Origin of the sequence: Pectobacterium nicotianae (assembly GCF_023272715.1) — a bacterium.
Taxonomy (GTDB): Bacteria; Pseudomonadota; Gammaproteobacteria; order Enterobacterales; family Enterobacteriaceae; genus Pectobacterium; species Pectobacterium brasiliense.
Genome location: NZ_CP096821.1, coordinates 2,582,654 through 2,598,365, shown reverse-complemented (window position 1 = coordinate 2,598,365; position 15,712 = coordinate 2,582,654). Strand labels below are relative to the sequence as shown.

The following is a 15,712-nucleotide window of genomic DNA, read 5'->3' as shown; positions in this document are numbered from 1 at the left end:
GTACCGCAGAAATTATATTGCCAGACAGGAGATGTGCGATGGATGCTCTTGAATTGCTATTGAATCGTCGTTCGGCCTCGCGCCTGACCGCGCCAGCACCGACGGGTGACGCATTGAATAACATTATCCACGCCGGTATGCGTGCGCCGGATCATGGTGCCATGCAGCCGTGGCGCTTTTTTATGATCGAAAATGACGGTCTGGATCGTTTTAGTTCGCTACTGACCCGTGCGGCGCAGCAGGAAGGGTTAGACGAAGCCGGTATCGATAAAGCGCGTCAGGCGCCTTATCGTGCACCGCTGATTATCACCGTTGTTGCGCATTGCGAAGAGAACCCTAAAGTCCCGCTTTGGGAGCAAATTGTCTCCGCAGGCTGTGCGGTTCAGGCCATGCAGATGGCTGCATTGGCGCAGGGCTTTAACGGTATCTGGCGTAGCGGTGCCTGGACGCACAATTCGCTGGTGCGTGAAGCGTTCAACTGCCGCGAACAGGATGAAATTGTCGGTTTCCTCTATCTGGGGACGCCACAGCTCAAAGCATCGACGACGGTCACGCCGTTTGATACCGACGCGTTTGTTCACTACTTCTGATCGTCATCTCTTGAATAATATCGATTTCCACCCCGTTTTACAGCGTGCTTTCCCGCGAGTTATGCGGGAAATGCCCAGTCTGCTTGATGGTGAATAATGCGACTTTTTATTGCCGAAAAGCCCAGCCTTGCGCGGGCGATTGCAGACGTGTTACCCAAACCGCATCGACGCGGTGATGGCTTTATTGCCTGCGGCCAGAATGATGTTGTGACGTGGTGCGTGGGGCACCTGCTGGAGCAGGCGCAGCCGGATGTTTATGATGCGCGCTATGCCCGCTGGTCGCTTGCCGATCTCCCTATCATTCCTCAGAAATGGCTGTTGCAGCCGCGGCCCTCGGTCAGTAAGCAGCTCAACACCATAAAGAAGCTCCTGAATGATGCCACCGAAGTGATTCACGCGGGAGACCCCGATCGTGAAGGACAACTGCTGGTGGATGAGGTGCTGGAATACCTTTCTCTGCCGGAAGAAAAACGCCAGCAGGTACGTCGTTGCCTGGTTAACGATCTCAATCCACAGGCGGTAGAACGTGCCGTTTCTCGTCTTCGTGAGAACCGAGATTTCATCCCTTTGTGTGTGTCGGCGCTGGCGCGTTCCCGTGCAGATTGGCTCTACGGCATTAACATGACCCGGGCCTATACGATATTAGGGCGCAATGCGGGCTATGACGGCGTGCTGTCGGTTGGCCGCGTGCAGACGCCGGTGTTGGGGCTGGTGGTGCGACGAGATGAAGAGATAGAAAACTTCGTTTCCAAAGATTACTTTGAAGTGAAAGCCCATATCGTGACGCCTGCCGATGAGCGTTTTGTCGCGCTATGGCAGCCCAGCGAGTCCTGTGAACCTTATCAGGATGAAGAAGGGCGATTGCTGCATCGCTCGTTGGCGGAACATGTCGTCAAGCGTATCGAAGGCCAGCCTGCGATTGTTACCAGCTATAATGATAAACGGGAATCAGAAACCGCGCCGTTGCCTTACTCGCTGTCGACGTTACAGATCGAAGCCGCGAAGCGTTTCGGGCTTAGCGCGCAGCAGGTGCTGGACGTGTGCCAGAAGCTCTATGAAACCCATAAGCTGATTACGTACCCGCGTTCTGACTGTCGCTATCTGCCAGAGGAGCATTTTGCCGGGCGTCATGCCGTTTTGAATGCCATATCCGTACACCAGCCCGATCTGCTGCCACAGCCGGTAATGGATGTGGATCGACGTAATCGCTGCTGGGACGATGGTAAGGTTGATGCTCACCACGCGATTATTCCCACCGCCCGCAGTGCAAGTGCCTCGCTGACGGAGAATGAGCGCAAGGTGTATGGTCTAGTTGCGCGGCAGTACATTATGCAGTTCTGCCCGGACGCCGTGTTTCGCAAGTGCGTCATTGAACTGGATATCGCGGGGGGTAAGTTTATTGCCAAAGCGCGGTTCCTGGCCGAAGCCGGGTGGCGTACGCTGTTAGGCGGTAAAGAGCGAGACGAAGAAAACGAAGGCATGCCGTTGCCCGTGGTGGCAAAAGGTGATGAGTTACTGTGTGAACGCGGCGAGGTCGTTGAGCGCCAAACACAGCCGCCGCGGCCGTTTACCGATGCCACGCTGTTGTCGGCGATGACGGGCATCGCGCGTTTTGTGCAGGATAAAGAACTGAAGAAAATCCTGCGGGCGACCGATGGGTTAGGAACTGAAGCGACGCGCGCGGGTATTATCGAGTTATTGTTTAAACGGACATTTCTGTTTAAGAAAGCCCGCTATATTCACGCGAGTGAAGCGGGGCGGGCGTTGATTCACTCACTGCCTGCGAGCGCGGCGCATCCTGACATGACAGCACATTGGGAAGCCACGTTGACGCAAATCAGTGAGAAGAAATGTCGCTATCAGGATTTTATGCAGCCGTTGACCCACTCCTTGCAGGAGCTGATTCAGCAAGCGAAACAGAATGGCGCGGTGAGAGCGTTTAAAGGGCTTTCTGCACCGCCGTCAGGTGCTTCAAAACGGCGTAAGCCTCAGACTAAAAAAACGAAGGAGCAGGAGCAATGAAATCGTTAGTGTCTTTGTGTTTCGCCAGTGTGATGCTGGTGCTGCCCACGCTGGCGCAGGCTAATCGTGGTGGAACGGACATAGTCGTGCCCGTTCCACCAGAAGTATGGGGCGCAGGGACGACGGTGCGCGAGCAAAATAACACCTGCCTGCGCTGCTGCGTGTATGAAAACCGGAACTATTCTGAGGGCGCGGTGGTAAAGGTCGAAGGGGTGATTCTGCAATGCGTGCGGGACAAGCAAACGCTGGGAACGAATAACCTGATATGGCAGTTGGTTAAGTAATAACCGTGCGTTAAAAAGCACTACGACTAATTTTAATCACCGCTGTGGCTTTGATGCACAGCGGTGATGTTATTTTTACTTCGTACGATCTCTTTTACAGCGAAAACTGTGCCCAGATCGGTGCATGGTCGGACGGTTTTTCCATCCCTCGAATATCGTAATCAATACCAGTGGCAATGCAGCGTTCAGCCAGAACTTTACTAGCGAGAATCAGGTCGATACGCAGGCCTCGGTTGTCATCGAACCCGGCAGAACGGTAGTCAAACCACGAAAAACGATCGTTGCTGTCTGGATTAGCGGCACGGAAGGTGTCGATAAGCCCCCAGCCTTGCAAACGCGCCATCCATTCACGCTCTTCCGGCAGGAAAGAACATTTACCCGTACGCAACCAGCGCTTACGGTTCTCTTCGCCGATGCCGATGTCCAGATCGGTAGGGCTAATATTGACATCACCCATCACAATCAGCGGTTGTTTCGCGCTGTGGTGCTGTTCCAGATAGATTTGTAGATCCTGATAAAAGCGCGTCTTCGCGGGGAATTTCACCGGATGATCGCGGCTTTCTCCCTGTGGGAAATACCCGTTAACGACCGTGAGCGTGCCGTGCTCGGTGGCAAAATCCGCCATGATGATCCGACGCTGCGCATCGTCTTCATCCGTTGGGAAACCGCGACGAACCGCAATGGGCTGCGTTTTACACAGCAGCGCGACGCCGTAGTGACCTTTTTGTCCGTGGTAATAAACGTGGTAGCCGTATTGGCTGACATCCTCTAACGGAAACATGTCATCGTGGACTTTGGTTTCCTGCAACCCGATCACATCCGGCTGGTGTTGTTCGATAATGGCGGCCAACTGATGAGGGCGCGCCCGCAGGCCATTGATATTAAAAGATACAACTTTCATGTTCGCTGCCATTCGCTAAAAAATGTGACCAGATGGTAGCAGAAAATGAGGGATGCCGTCACGGTGAGGCTGCGCTTTCTAACGGCGTGGCTGGGCTTATTACTGTGTCTTCAGAGACGGTTGGCGCAGATGAGAATCGTTAAAAATAAGATTCACTTATATTCAGTTGAACACGAGGCTTGTCGACCGTTATACTCCGCACCTCGCAGGAGAGAGGGCGTATACCCGTCATACTTCAAGCTGCATGTGCGTTGGCATTCCTCGCTCACCCCAGTCACTTACTGGTGTAAGCTCCTGGGGATTCACTGTGTCGCCGCCTTCATGCAACTCGAATTATTTAGGGTATATATAACGCTCCGCCGAAGGCGCAAACTCCCATAATCGCTCAGGCTACCCTAACTGCGAATTCCATTGAAGCCAACTGGAGAGAGGTTGCCATGCAACCCACCGAAGGGGCAAGCAGCACTGCTGCGTAAACTCTCAGGTAAAGCGGACAGAGGGAGTGGCACATTTCACAGGATAACTTGTGTGCTGACTTACATCTATCTGATCGCGATTACGGCTGAGGGGATGTCCGGGGCGCTGGCCGCTGGACGTCGTAATATGGATATTTTTGGTGTAGGCATGATTGCCTTTATCACCGCGCTTGGCGGTGGCACCGTTCGCGATATTCTTCTTGGTAATTATCCCATCGGCTGGACGCAGCATCCCGGCTATATCTACCTCACCATTGGTGCGGGTCTTTTCACGATTATCATTGCGCGATTCATGCATCATCTGCACCGGCTCTTTCTGGTGCTGGATGCGATGGGGCTGATAGCCTTTACGGTTATTGGCTGCAACGTCGCACTGCAACTGAATTATTCAACGACGGTGGTGGTTATGGCGGGTATCGTAACCGGAATTTTCGGTGGGATATTGCGTGATATTTTCTGTAATCGTACGCCCATGGTGCTGAAAAAAGAGCTGTACGCCAGCGTCTCGCTTTTAGTCGCACTTCTCTATCTTGGACTAAAGTCGCTTAACGTTAATCACGATATTAACCTGCTGGCGTCATTCAGCATTGGCTTGGCCGTGCGCCTGGCGGCAATCCGCTGGTCGTGGCAGCTTCCTGTGTTCTCTTATGTTCCTGGGCGCTGGAAAGGGAAGGCATAAAGCTATTTTTCCCCATTCTATATAGCGCGCTGATTATTGGTGCGAGTGACGGTGGGGGAAATAACGCTGCGCGTTGCTCAAAACCGTACCGGTTTTGTCGAACCTTGGTCGAAGGTTCTCACCTTCCCCTGACGGGAATTTGATGTTTTGGCGTTGGGATGTAATTCAGAGGTGCTGCTGTGAAATGGTGGTGGGGGAAGGATAACTCGGTGCTTCGCACCTCACCCTGCGGGTCAACGCTGCGCGTTGCTCAAAACCGTGCCGGTTTTGTCGAACCTTGGTCGAAGGTTCTCACCTTCCCCTGACGGGAATTTGATGCTTTGGCGTTGGGATGTAATTCAGAGGTGATGCTGTGAAATGGTGGTGGGGGAAGGATAACTCGGTGCTTCGCACCTCACCCTGTGGGTCAACGCTGCGCGTTGCTCAAAACCGTGCCGGTTTTGTCGAACCTTGGTCGAAGGTTCTCACCTTCCCCTGACGGGAATTTGATGCTTTAGCGTTGGGATGTAATTCAGGAGTGTTACTTTGAAATGGTGGTGGGGGAAGGATTCGAACCTTCGAAGTCTGTGACGGCAGATTTACAGTCTGCTCCCTTTGGCCGCTCGGGAACCCCACCACTGGCCTTGCTGCAAGACGCTTTCGCTTCAAGCGGGGCGCATCATATCAAATGACGCGCCCCTGTAAAGCGGTATATATCAAAAATAAATGCGGTTGCCGTTTTTTTATTCCGTTCGGCGCATCCTTATACAAAAAAGATGCCCGATCAACCAATTACAGAATAATGGTGCGGTTACCGTAGACAAAAACACGCTGTCCGAGCACGCGATACAGCGCACGACTCAGGACATTTTTCTCAACGTCACGGCCTGCACGCATCATGTCATCTGCTGAGTACGTATGGTCGACGTGAATAACGTCCTGCATGATGATCGGGCCTTCATCCAGATTATCGTTGACGTAGTGTGCCGTCGCGCCAATGATTTTTACGCCGCGCTCATAAGCCTGATGATAGGGGCGAGCTCCGATAAAGGCGGGTAAGAACGAATGGTGAATGTTGATCACTTGATTCGGGTAGTGCTGAACAAACGCCGGGGTCAGAACTCGCATATATTTCGCCAGCACGACGTAATCGGGTTTGTATTGATCGATCTGCGCGATCATCTTTTGATCGTGCTCTTCGCGAGTCAGTCCTTCATGGCTGACCAGATGGAAAGGAATATCAAACCGCTCGACCAGCGTCTGCAAGGTATCGTGGTTGCCGATGACGGCAGAGATTTCTACGTCCAGACCACCGTAGGCGCTTTTCATCAACAGATCGCCCAGACAGTGGGCTTCTTTCGTCACCAGAACGACGATGCGACGACGTCCTGCTGCGGTTAATTCGCGAGAAGAGCCTTCGGGAAGCGCGCTATCCAGATCGGCTAACAGCGTGGTGTCGTTGAAAATCCCTTCCAACTCGGTCCGCATGAAAAAGCGACCGGTGCGATGATCGACAAACTCATTGTTTTGCACGATGTTCAGTTCGTGCTTATAACAAATATTCGTAATTTTCGCGATGAGCCCTTTTGCGTCGGGGCAAATGGTTCGTAATACTTTTCTTTGTATATTTTGGGATTGCATGAGCGTGTGGATCCTGTCCAAAAACTAAAATAACGATCTTATGGTAACGCAGCAATAAGGCCGCGTGGGCGACTGCCTGTGTTCTATTGTCCGCAACATTTTTTGTATTTTTTGCCGGAACCACACGGGCAAGGTTCATTTCTGCCCGTCTGCAAATGAACGCCGTCTATATAGTACCAGCGATTATGCTGGCGAAGGAAGCGTGAGCGCTCTCGCATCACTTCTGTTCGCTGGTTGTCGCTTTCAGATATATAACGTGCGGCGAATTCCACATAGCCCTCATCGGGCGTTTTTCCGGGAGAGGTTGCCAGTATAGTAAGGCCGAGCCATTGCGAATTCTGGCAACTTTCCGCGAGGGACTCGCGCCATTTTTCGGGTTGAAGATCGGGATGCCAGGTGGCGATAAGGTAATCGACATCGTGTTTGACATAGGCGGTATAGCGCGATCGCATTAATATGGCGGGCTCAGCCGCTGTTGCGGCATGCGTGAGGTAGGGTTGACAGCATGCGTTATACTGCAATCCACTGCAACAGGGGCAAGATTCTGACACGACGTCTCCTGAAGAAAATTTAAGATAAAAACTGATAGATAATAGACAGATCACTATGCAGGATGCCGATATGTTACCTAAGAAGCTCTACGTGTAGCAATGTGCGCTAAAATGAAGACAGGTGGAACGATCATGCAGCGGAAAAAAATTGGAATAGCCTTGGGATCAGGGGCAGCGAAAGGATGGGCGCATATTGGTGTGTTTAATGCGTTAACCGAAATGGGAGTAAAGGTTGATGTTGTAGCGGGTTGTTCTATCGGTGCGCTGGTTGGTGCGGCGTATGCCACAAACAATCTATCTTCGATGGATCGCTGGGTGAGGGCGTTTGGTTACTGGGACGTGATTCGACTGATGGATCTCTCCTGGCAGCGTGGCAGTTTGTTGCGTGGCGATCGTGTTTTTAATAGTGTGAAACATTTGTTACATACAACACAGATTGAAGACTGTGATATCAAATACGGCGTAGTGACGACAAACCTCAGCACAGGGCGTGAACTCTGGCTGACGGAAGGTGACTTGCATCAGGCTATGCGTGCGTCTTGCAGTATGCCAGGCCTGCTATCCCCCGTTCGATTTAACGATTACTGGCTGGTGGATGGCGCGGTGGTTAACCCTGTTCCCGTTTCTCTGGCGAGGGCAATGGGGGCCGATGTCGTGATCGCTGTTGATCTCCAGCACGACGCGAGCCTTAATCATCAGGATTTGCTGTCGATCAAACCGACGGCGTCCGACATTGATGTGGAGAATGTTCCGCAAGATTGGCGTAGCAGAATTCGGGAACGCTTACTGCGGGGACGGCGTCAGCCAGCGGAAAGTTCGCCAACGGCGATGGAGATAATGAGTACGTCGATCCAGATTCTGGAAAATCGGTTGAAAATGACGCGGATGGCAGGCGATCCGCCCGATGTGTTGCTGCAACCGCATTGTCCCCAGATTGCTACCTTAGATTTTCATCGGGCGCAGGAGGCGATTGAGGCGGGTTATAAGGCGGTGGAAAAGATGCGTGATGAATTGTTGCCGCTAGTGAAAGAGGCATAGTGAAGAAGACAGGGTGTGCCGTCTATCCGGCATACTGGCGCTAAAGCAGGTGTGATTATTCGGTGTTTGAAGTAAGGGGTACTGATGGAACAACCACTAGCGGGTAAGCATATTTTAGTCATTGATGACGAGGCCGTTTTTCGATCTGTGCTCGCTGGTTATCTGACTTCTCTTGGGGCTTCAGTTCAGGAAGCCATTAATGGATTAGATGCGCTGAGTACTCTTGAACATTACCAACCCGATTTAATGATTTGCGATCTGAATATGCCGACGATGGGAGGAATTGAGTTCCTTGAACGTCTGCGCCTGAAAGACAACGACACGCCAATACTGATCATTTCTGCAACCAGCCAGATGGCGGACATTGCCAAAGTCTTACGGCTTGGTGTTCAGGATGTGTTGCTGAAACCGATTCGTGATTATGCTCGTTTGCGTGAAGCCGTGATGTCCTGTCTGTATCCCGATATGTTCACCTCACAGTTGAATGAGATGGATCAACTCATGCAGGACATGGACTCCCTGAATCAATCTCCTGAAGCGGTTACCAAACTGCTTGCTCAGCTACAGCCGCCTGTTCAGCAAACGCTTGCTCGCTGCCGTGTTAACTATCGTCAGTTAACGGCGGCGGAACAACCGGGGCTGGTGCTGGATATTGCCGCGCTTTCGGAGACTGAGTTAGCGTTCTATTGCCTTGATGTCACTCAGGGCGTCAATAATAGTGGGACGCTGGCAGCGCTACTGCTTAGAACCTTGTTTAATGGGGTGCTTCAGGAGCATTTGGCCGATCAACAACACCGTTTGCCGTATCTGCCGACGTTGTTAAAGCAGGTAAACCAGTTGTTGCGGCAGGCGAGCCTGGATGGTCGTTTTCCTTTGCTCGTGGGGTATTACCATCAGCAGTTAAAACAGCTGATACTGATTTCCGCTGGGCTAAACGCGACGCTGAATGTTAACGAACAGCAGATAGCGTTGAATAGCGGAGTCCCTTTAGGCACGCTTGAAGGGGCTTACCTCAACCAGCTGAATTATCAGTGCGAGGCATGGCAATGCCAGATATGGGGCGGCGGCGGCCGTTTACGACTGATGTTGACGACAGAATAGTCTGATAGCGCGAGAGGGTACTGGTTTCAGGTAATACCCATCTTTCGGTATTATTTTTTATTTCCTACTATGTAGGGAGTTATCTTATTTTTATTGAACGGTAACGTTGGGACAAGCGTGCTCTTGTTAAAGTCGTTATACTCTTGCGGTTATCTTGATTAGATAAATAAAGTTCATTATTTGAACGGTATATAAGAGGCTGTTTATGTCTATTGTGAATAAAAAAGTAAAAAAAGCGGTCATACCGGTTGCTGGATTAGGGACGCGTATGCTGCCTGCCACCAAAGCCATTCCTAAAGAAATGCTGCCGTTGGTAGATAAACCGCTGATCCAATATGTTGTTAATGAGTGTATCGCAGCAGGGATTAATGAAATTATTCTCGTTACACACTCTTCTAAGAATTCTATCGAAAACCATTTCGATACCAGTTTTGAACTGGAAGCCATACTGGAAAAACGCGTTAAGCGTCAGCTGTTGGAAGAGATTCAATCTATCTGTCCTAAGCACGTTACCATTATGCAAGTGCGTCAGGGGTTAGCCAAAGGGCTGGGCCATGCCGTATTGTGCGCGCATCCGTTAGTTGGGGATGAGCCTGTCGCGGTTATTCTGCCGGATGTGATTATTGATGAATATGAATCCGATCTGACGAAAGATAACCTGAGCGAAATGCTGCAACGCTTTTCTACGACGGGCCGTAGCCAGATTATGGTTGAGCCCGTTGAAAATGTAAGTAGCTATGGCGTGGTTGATTGCAAAGGCGTGGAATTAAAAGCAGGGGATAGTGCACCTATGGTTGGTGTGGTTGAAAAACCGAAAGCTTCCGAAGCACCGTCTAATTTAGCCGTCGTTGGCCGTTATGTCCTTTCTGCGGATATTTGGTCTCTGCTGGAAAAAACACCGCCAGGCGCAGGTAATGAAATTCAGTTAACCGATGCTATCGCGATGTTGATGGAAAAAGAAACAGTAGAAGCGTATCACCTGAAAGGTGTGAGCCATGACTGTGGTAATAAATTAGGTTATATGCAGGCATTCGTGGAATATGGTTTACGCCATGATGGTTTAGGCCAGGAATTTGCGCAGTGGCTGCAGGAAACGATTGAAGCAGAAGAAAAATAACAGAATGTAATGATTGCCCTCTGTTTACAAAAAACAGAGAGCAGCCAAAATGGCGACATATCTGTTTTCTCTTTGCAATATGCGTTACCAAAGAAAAACCCCCGATAGTTATCGGGGGTTTTTTTTGTATTCAGTACTTATAAACGATTACAGCAGGAAATCGTCTAAAGATTTACCTTGCTCTTCGATTGCTTTCTTGATTACTGCCGGTGTACGACCCTGGCCAGTCCAGGTTTTAAGTTCGCCGTTTTCGTCAGTGTATTGATATTTTGCCGGGCGGGCAGCGCGCTTGCTTTTACCTGCAACCTTAACTGAACCTAAGGACTGCAATAATTCGTTAGGGTCAATACCGTCTGCAATCAGCATATCGCGATATTGCTGCAATTTACGCGCACGTTCTTCAACTTCAGCCTGAACCTGGCTATCTTCTTCGCGGCGTTCATTAACCACGACTTCCAGTTTTTCCAGCATTTCTTCCAAAGTATCCAGGGTGCATTCTCTTGCCTGGGCACGCAGAGTACGGATGTTGTTAAGAATCTTTAGTGCTTCGCTCATTGTGATAATCTCAAATAATATTATTGGTGGCGTGTAGTGTGATAATAGAGTGCTATTTTCCTTTCTGCAATAGTCAAATTTGTAAGTTTGTTAAAAAACATCATTTTTAAAACAGATCTCACATCGTATGTTACATAAATATAAATACTTTCCTGTTATCAAAAAAATACATTTGGTATGCCGCTTTTCTACCTCAAACGGCAGAGAATGACTTATTGATGCCGCGCCGTTGTTATAAGGAACGTTTATATCTTTTATCATAACAGACCGTCGCTGGCGGACGTATGGACAAAATGTGGCCGAGGAATAGCCCATTGCGCAGCGTGAAGACGAGTTGTTACAATAAGTGTTTACGACACGAATATCATATACTCCAAATAATTCGAGTTTCAGACAGGCGGCAAGAGAAGGACAAATTCGTCGGGAACGAATTTACTAGCCAACGGCTGGCCTTCGGTGAAAGATAGGATGTCTCTCATTTAATCCCGATGCGCTTACACCGGTAAGTGATTCGGGTGACAAATCTGCCGGGAGCAGATTTGAACGCTGCTAGCCGCGGCTCTTTAGGGCGAGGCCCACGACGGGCCGAGTATTTAAACGTTGCCAACGCACATGCAACTTGAAGTATTACGAGTATATAGCCTGCCTTTTGGAGTAACCGAGTGGCCCAACTTTATTTTTATTATTCTGCAATGAATGCAGGGAAATCGACGGCGCTATTGCAGTCGTCATATAACTACCAGGAGCGTGGGATGCGCACGCTGGTGTTCACTGCGGAAATAGATAATCGGCATGGCGTGGGGATAGTCAGTTCACGGATCGGCCTTTCTTCTCCGGCATTATTGTTTAATCCGCAGACATCGTTATTTGGATTGCTGGAGAAAGAGCACCGCGCTCAGCCTGTAGATTGTGTATTAATTGACGAATGTCAATTTTTAACCCGTGAGCAGGTGAGTGAGCTTTCCGATGTCGTGGACCAATTAGATATTCCGGTATTGTGCTACGGGTTGCGTACTGATTTTCGTGGCGATTTGTTTTCCGGGAGTCACTATTTATTAGCGTGGGCCGATAAGCTGATTGAGTTAAAAACGGTCTGTCATTGCGGCCGTAAAGCCAACTGTGTATTGCGGTTAGATGCACAAGGTAATGCCGTTCATGAAGGTGAACAGGTCGTTATTGGCGGCAATGAGAGCTATGTTTCCGTGTGCCGTAAGCATTATAAAATTGCGCTGGGATTAACCCGTAAAGAAAGCGAGTAAGGCGGTTAAATATCCGACAGGCAGGGCGATGAATAAACGGCGTAGTGATGCGTGTCTATGCTGAGAACGAGTAATAAAAATGCCCAACCTTAAAAGGGTTGGGCATCGTTAAGAGATAAACCGCCTTTACGTTGAGGCGGCAACAGTCAGAACGTTACTGTGCGGCTTTTTTGCCGGTTTTAGCCGCTTTCACTGCAGGCTCAGCCGCTCCCGTCTTTTCTTCTTCAGAGAACTTACGACCATAGTAAGTATCCAGCAGAATCTGTTTCAGCTCGGAAATCAGCGGGTAACGCGGGTTAGCGCCAGTACACTGATCGTCGAACGCATCTTCTGACAGCTTATCGACCTTAGCCAGGAAATCGGCTTCCTGTACACCCGCTTCACGAATTGACGTTGGGATCCCCAGCTCGGTCTTCATTTCTTCCAGCCAGTTCAGCAATTTCTCGATTTTCTGCGCGGTACGATCGCTTGGTGCCGTCAAACGCAGGTGGTCGGCTATTTCAGCGTAACGACGGCGAGCTTGCGGACGGTCATACTGACTGAACGTCGTCTGCTTAGTCGGGTTGTCGTTCGCGTTATAGCGAATCACGTTTGAGATCAGCAGGGCGTTAGCCAGGCCATGCGGAATATGGAACTCTGAGCCCAGTTTATGCGCCATGGAGTGACAAACGCCGAGGAAGGCGTTGGCAAACGCAATCCCTGCAATCGTCGCGGCATTGTGCACACGCTCACGGGCAACCGGATTTTTTGCCCCGTCGCGGTAGCTGTCTGGCAGGTTTTCCTTCAGCAGTTTCAGCGCTTGTAACGCCTGTCCATCTGAATATTCGTTTGCCAGAACAGAAACATAAGCTTCCAGCGAGTGGGTTACCGCATCGAGTCCACCAAACGCACACAGCGATTTCGGCATATTCATGACCAAATTGGCATCAACAATTGCCATATCTGGCGTCAACGCATAGTCCGCCAGCGGGTATTTCTGTCCGGTTACATCGTCGGTCACTACGGCAAACGGCGTCACTTCAGAACCGGTACCGGATGTGGTGGTAATCGCTACCATTTTGGCTTTGACGCCCATTTTCGGGAACTTGTAGATACGTTTACGGATATCCATAAAGCGCAGCGCCAGCTCTTCGAAGTGCGTCGTAGGATGCTCATACATCACCCACATGATCTTCGCGGCATCCATTGGAGAACCGCCACCCAGTGCAATAATCACGTCCGGTTTGAAGGAATGCATTTGTTCCGCGCCTTTACGCACGATGCTCAGCGTAGGGTCTGCTTCAACTTCGAAGAATACTTCGGTTTCCAGCCCGTGCTGTTTCAAGACGGACGTCACCTGATCGACATAGCCATTGTTGAACAAGAAGCGGTCGGTCACGATAAATGCACGTTTTGCACCATCGGAAGCGACTTCTTCAAGGGCGATAGGCAGTGAACCGCGACGGAAATAAATGGATTTAGGAAGTTTATGCCACAACATATTCTCTGCTCGCTTGGCTACCGTTTTCTTGTTGATCAAGTGCTTCGGACCGACGTTTTCGGAGATGGAGTTTCCGCCCCAAGAGCCACAGCCCAGCGTCAGAGACGGAGCGAGTTTGAAGTTGTAAAGATCGCCGATACCACCCTGAGAAGCTGGCGTGTTAATCAGGATACGCGCCGTTTTCATCATATTACCGAAATGATTCACGCGCTCTGGCTGATTGTCCTGATCGGTATATAGGCAGGATGTGTGACCGATGCCACCCATGGCGACCAGTTTTTCCGCTTTAATGACGGCATCGTTGAAGTCTTTCGCACGATACATCGCCAGCGTTGGAGACAGTTTTTCATGGGCAAACGGTTCGGATTCATCGACGGCCGTCACTTCACCAATCAGCACTTTGGTATTCGCAGGGACAGTGATACCCGCCATTTCTGCGATCTTCGGTGCAGGCTGGCCCACGATGTCGGCGTTCAGTGAACCATTTTTCAGCAAGATACCCTGTACGGCATGCAATTCTTTGCCTTTCAGCATGTAGCCGCCGTGGGTGGCAAAACGTTCACGCACAGCATCATAGACGCTGTCTACCACGATAACGGACTGTTCTGATGCACAAATTACGCCGTTATCGAAGGTTTTCGACATCAGAATAGACGCCACGGCACGCTTGATATCCGCGGTTTCGTCAACGACAACGGGCGTGTTACCGGCACCTACGCCGATCGCTGGTTTACCGGAGCTGTATGCGGCTTTCACCATGCCTGGGCCGCCAGTCGCCAGAATCAGGTTGATATCGGGGTGGTGCATAAGCTGGTTGGACAGGTCGACAGACGGTTGGTCGATCCAGCCGATGATGTCTTTCGGGGCTCCTGCCGCAATTGCCGCTTGCAGCACAATGTCAGCGGCTTTATTGGTCGCATTTTTTGCACGTGGATGGGGAGAGAAGATAATCCCGTTACGGGTCTTCAGGCTGATCAACGCTTTAAAAATGGCGGTAGAAGTGGGGTTGGTGGTGGGAACAATACCGCAAATCAGGCCAATAGGCTCGGCAATCGTAATGGTACCAAAAGTGTCATCAGTAGAGAGGATGCCGCAGGTTTTTTCATCCTGGTAGGCGTTATAAATGTACTCGGATGCGAAGTGATTTTTGATGACTTTGTCTTCCACAATCCCCATGCCAGATTCGGCAACCGCCATTTTTGCCAGCGGGATACGGGCATCTGATGCAGCGAGTGCGGCAGCGCGGAAGATTTTGTCCACTTGTTCCTGAGTGTAAGTGGCAAATTCCTGCTGTGCCTTTTTCACTCTTTCGACCAATGCGTTAAGTTCAGCAACGTTGGTTACGGCCATAATGCTCTCCTGATAAATGTTAAACTCTTTCAGTCAATTGTTCGCCGGATAGAACAGTATAGATAAACGAGCGGGGGGCGTTTTCGTTACCTTGCTATTCTTTTCTGTCTATTTCGCATTAATTGACTCAAAGAGCTTGTCAGCCGCCGTTGTGGCGCGATTGTTGCTTTTTAAAATACTGTAACCGCCGATATCGTAAATTTTTAAAATATTGTTTTGAAATTACGTAAAAATTAAGAATATCTGCGCGTCAATTACGGTATGAAATGAGCATACCCATTTATGGGTGCTTTTTTTGTGATCAATATCGAATTTTCTTTAAGCTGACACCATTCAGCAGGTTGGTGTTGATAACGACTATCATTAACCAGACAAAATTAGCGGCTTTTCTACCCAAAAGGGATTGTAAGAGAGGGGACTGCATCGGAGTGTGACATTGTTAGGGGCACATTCCAGGCACGACGATGTGCACTATAGTGGGAATGACCTGTTCGTATAAAACGTGCTCGTATAAACGACGCTTATATCTTAATCGAGTGAGTTATTCTACGCGTAACCTACCGTAAGGGAATCGTGTGCTATTGTCGTGCAAGATGGGTAACGGAATTGTTAAAATAATAACATTCTGGTCAGGTAATGACGCGGACAGGTAAGCATACATCATCATTTTTGTGCTGTGAAAATGATAA

General features: G+C 50.0%; 13 protein-coding genes, 1 tRNA gene, 2 other RNA genes and 1 riboswitch. Of the genes, 8 read left to right on the top strand and 8 right to left on the bottom strand.

The window, feature by feature from the left end; genetic code table 11:
- Positions 1 to 38 precede the first annotated feature (38 nt).
- The 3 genes from MYB54_RS11695 to MYB54_RS11685 all read left to right on the top strand — a co-directional run bounded on the left by MYB54_RS11695 (position 39) and on the right by MYB54_RS11685 (position 2,896).
- Positions 39 to 590: an NAD(P)H nitroreductase gene (locus MYB54_RS11695; protein WP_205592804.1), complete on the top strand. Its 552-nt coding sequence runs from the start codon at positions 39 to 41 to the stop codon at positions 588 to 590.
- A gap of 96 nt (positions 591 to 686) precedes the next feature.
- On the top strand, positions 687 to 2,612 hold the full coding sequence (locus MYB54_RS11690) for a DNA topoisomerase III (RefSeq protein ID WP_205565978.1): 1,926 nt from the start codon (positions 687 to 689) through the stop codon (positions 2,610 to 2,612).
- A complete protein-coding gene (locus MYB54_RS11685) occupies positions 2,609 to 2,896 on the top strand; it encodes a YnjH family protein (RefSeq protein ID WP_010275356.1) in 288 nt (95 codons plus the stop codon). Before MYB54_RS11690 ends, MYB54_RS11685 begins: the two co-directional genes overlap by 4 nt.
- A gap of 94 nt (positions 2,897 to 2,990) precedes the next feature.
- On the opposite strand, the gene xthA is transcribed toward MYB54_RS11685, so the two are convergent.
- Complete coding sequence (gene xthA / locus MYB54_RS11680; RefSeq protein WP_205592805.1) at positions 2,991 to 3,797, bottom strand: exodeoxyribonuclease III; 807 nt, start codon at positions 3,795 to 3,797, stop codon at positions 2,991 to 2,993.
- Between the two features lie 411 nt (positions 3,798 to 4,208).
- A riboswitch (glycine riboswitch) is annotated at positions 4,209 to 4,304 on the top strand.
- 21 nt (positions 4,305 to 4,325) lie between these two features.
- Between xthA and MYB54_RS11675 the strand changes: the two genes are divergently transcribed.
- Entirely contained in the window at positions 4,326 to 4,952 is a 627-nt protein-coding gene (locus MYB54_RS11675) for a trimeric intracellular cation channel family protein (RefSeq protein WP_039277547.1), read from the top strand.
- 185 nt (positions 4,953 to 5,137) lie between these two features.
- Here MYB54_RS11675 and MYB54_RS11670 read toward each other — a convergent pair.
- The 5 genes from MYB54_RS11670 to MYB54_RS11650 form a co-directional block, all read right to left on the bottom strand.
- Positions 5,138 to 5,267, bottom strand: a non-coding RNA gene (locus tag MYB54_RS11670) — RtT sRNA.
- Between the two features lie 43 nt (positions 5,268 to 5,310).
- Positions 5,311 to 5,440, bottom strand: a non-coding RNA gene (locus MYB54_RS11665) — RtT sRNA.
- A gap of 43 nt (positions 5,441 to 5,483) precedes the next feature.
- Positions 5,484 to 5,568: transfer RNA gene (locus MYB54_RS11660), tRNA-Tyr, on the bottom strand.
- A gap of 155 nt (positions 5,569 to 5,723) precedes the next feature.
- A complete protein-coding gene (gene purU / locus MYB54_RS11655; protein ID WP_010275347.1) occupies positions 5,724 to 6,572 on the bottom strand; it encodes a formyltetrahydrofolate deformylase in 849 nt (282 codons plus the stop codon).
- Positions 6,573 to 6,655: 83 nt separating this feature from the next.
- A complete protein-coding gene (locus tag MYB54_RS11650; protein WP_180774146.1) occupies positions 6,656 to 7,123 on the bottom strand; it encodes a YchJ family protein in 468 nt (155 codons plus the stop codon).
- A gap of 132 nt (positions 7,124 to 7,255) precedes the next feature.
- Here MYB54_RS11650 and rssA point away from each other — a divergent pair, with 132 nt between their 5' ends.
- From rssA to galU, 3 genes are all read left to right on the top strand, one after another.
- Positions 7,256 to 8,161 carry a patatin-like phospholipase RssA gene (gene rssA, locus MYB54_RS11645; RefSeq protein ID WP_039500906.1) on the top strand — a complete coding sequence of 302 codons (906 nt, stop codon included), beginning with the start codon at positions 7,256 to 7,258 and terminating at the stop codon, positions 8,159 to 8,161.
- Between the two features lie 84 nt (positions 8,162 to 8,245).
- A complete protein-coding gene (gene rssB, locus MYB54_RS11640; protein WP_010275338.1) occupies positions 8,246 to 9,262 on the top strand; it encodes a two-component system response regulator RssB in 1,017 nt (338 codons plus the stop codon).
- A gap of 205 nt (positions 9,263 to 9,467) precedes the next feature.
- Positions 9,468 to 10,379 carry a UTP--glucose-1-phosphate uridylyltransferase GalU gene (galU, locus tag MYB54_RS11635; protein ID WP_014915333.1) on the top strand — a complete coding sequence of 304 codons (912 nt, stop codon included), beginning with the start codon at positions 9,468 to 9,470 and terminating at the stop codon, positions 10,377 to 10,379.
- 147 nt (positions 10,380 to 10,526) lie between these two features.
- Here galU and hns read toward each other — a convergent pair whose 3' ends face one another.
- Entirely contained in the window at positions 10,527 to 10,934 is a 408-nt protein-coding gene (hns, locus tag MYB54_RS11630; RefSeq protein ID WP_010275331.1) for a histone-like nucleoid-structuring protein H-NS, read from the bottom strand.
- Positions 10,935 to 11,596: 662 nt separating this feature from the next.
- Between hns and MYB54_RS11625 the strand changes: the two genes are divergently transcribed.
- Entirely contained in the window at positions 11,597 to 12,193 is a 597-nt protein-coding gene (locus MYB54_RS11625; RefSeq protein WP_015840216.1) for a thymidine kinase, read from the top strand.
- Between the two features lie 154 nt (positions 12,194 to 12,347).
- Here the strand turns inward: MYB54_RS11625 and adhE are convergent, their stop codons facing one another.
- Positions 12,348 to 15,023: a bifunctional acetaldehyde-CoA/alcohol dehydrogenase gene (gene adhE / locus MYB54_RS11620; RefSeq protein ID WP_248720806.1), complete on the bottom strand. Its 2,676-nt coding sequence runs from the start codon at positions 15,021 to 15,023 to the stop codon at positions 12,348 to 12,350.
- Positions 15,024 to 15,712: the final 689 nt, after the last annotated feature.

Bases quoted from the DNA above. Each gene is read 5' to 3' on its own strand.
- xthA (WP_205592805.1), bottom strand. From the start codon at position 3,797: ATGAAAGTTGTATCTTTTAATATCAATGGCCTGCGGGCGCGCCCTCAT.
- rssA (WP_039500906.1), top strand. From the start codon at position 7,256: ATGCAGCGGAAAAAAATTGGAATAGCCTTGGGATCAGGGGCAGCGAAA.
- purU (WP_010275347.1), bottom strand. From the start codon at position 6,572: ATGCAATCCCAAAATATACAAAGAAAAGTATTACGAACCATTTGCCCC.
- adhE (WP_248720806.1), bottom strand. From the start codon at position 15,023: ATGGCCGTAACCAACGTTGCTGAACTTAACGCATTGGTCGAAAGAGTG.
- hns (WP_010275331.1), bottom strand. From the start codon at position 10,934: ATGAGCGAAGCACTAAAGATTCTTAACAACATCCGTACTCTGCGTGCC.
- galU (WP_014915333.1), top strand. From the start codon at position 9,468: ATGTCTATTGTGAATAAAAAAGTAAAAAAAGCGGTCATACCGGTTGCT.
- MYB54_RS11690 (WP_205565978.1), top strand. From the start codon at position 687: ATGCGACTTTTTATTGCCGAAAAGCCCAGCCTTGCGCGGGCGATTGCA.
- MYB54_RS11685 (WP_010275356.1), top strand. From the start codon at position 2,609: ATGAAATCGTTAGTGTCTTTGTGTTTCGCCAGTGTGATGCTGGTGCTG.
- MYB54_RS11695 (WP_205592804.1), top strand. From the start codon at position 39: ATGGATGCTCTTGAATTGCTATTGAATCGTCGTTCGGCCTCGCGCCTG.
- rssB (WP_010275338.1), top strand. From the start codon at position 8,246: ATGGAACAACCACTAGCGGGTAAGCATATTTTAGTCATTGATGACGAG.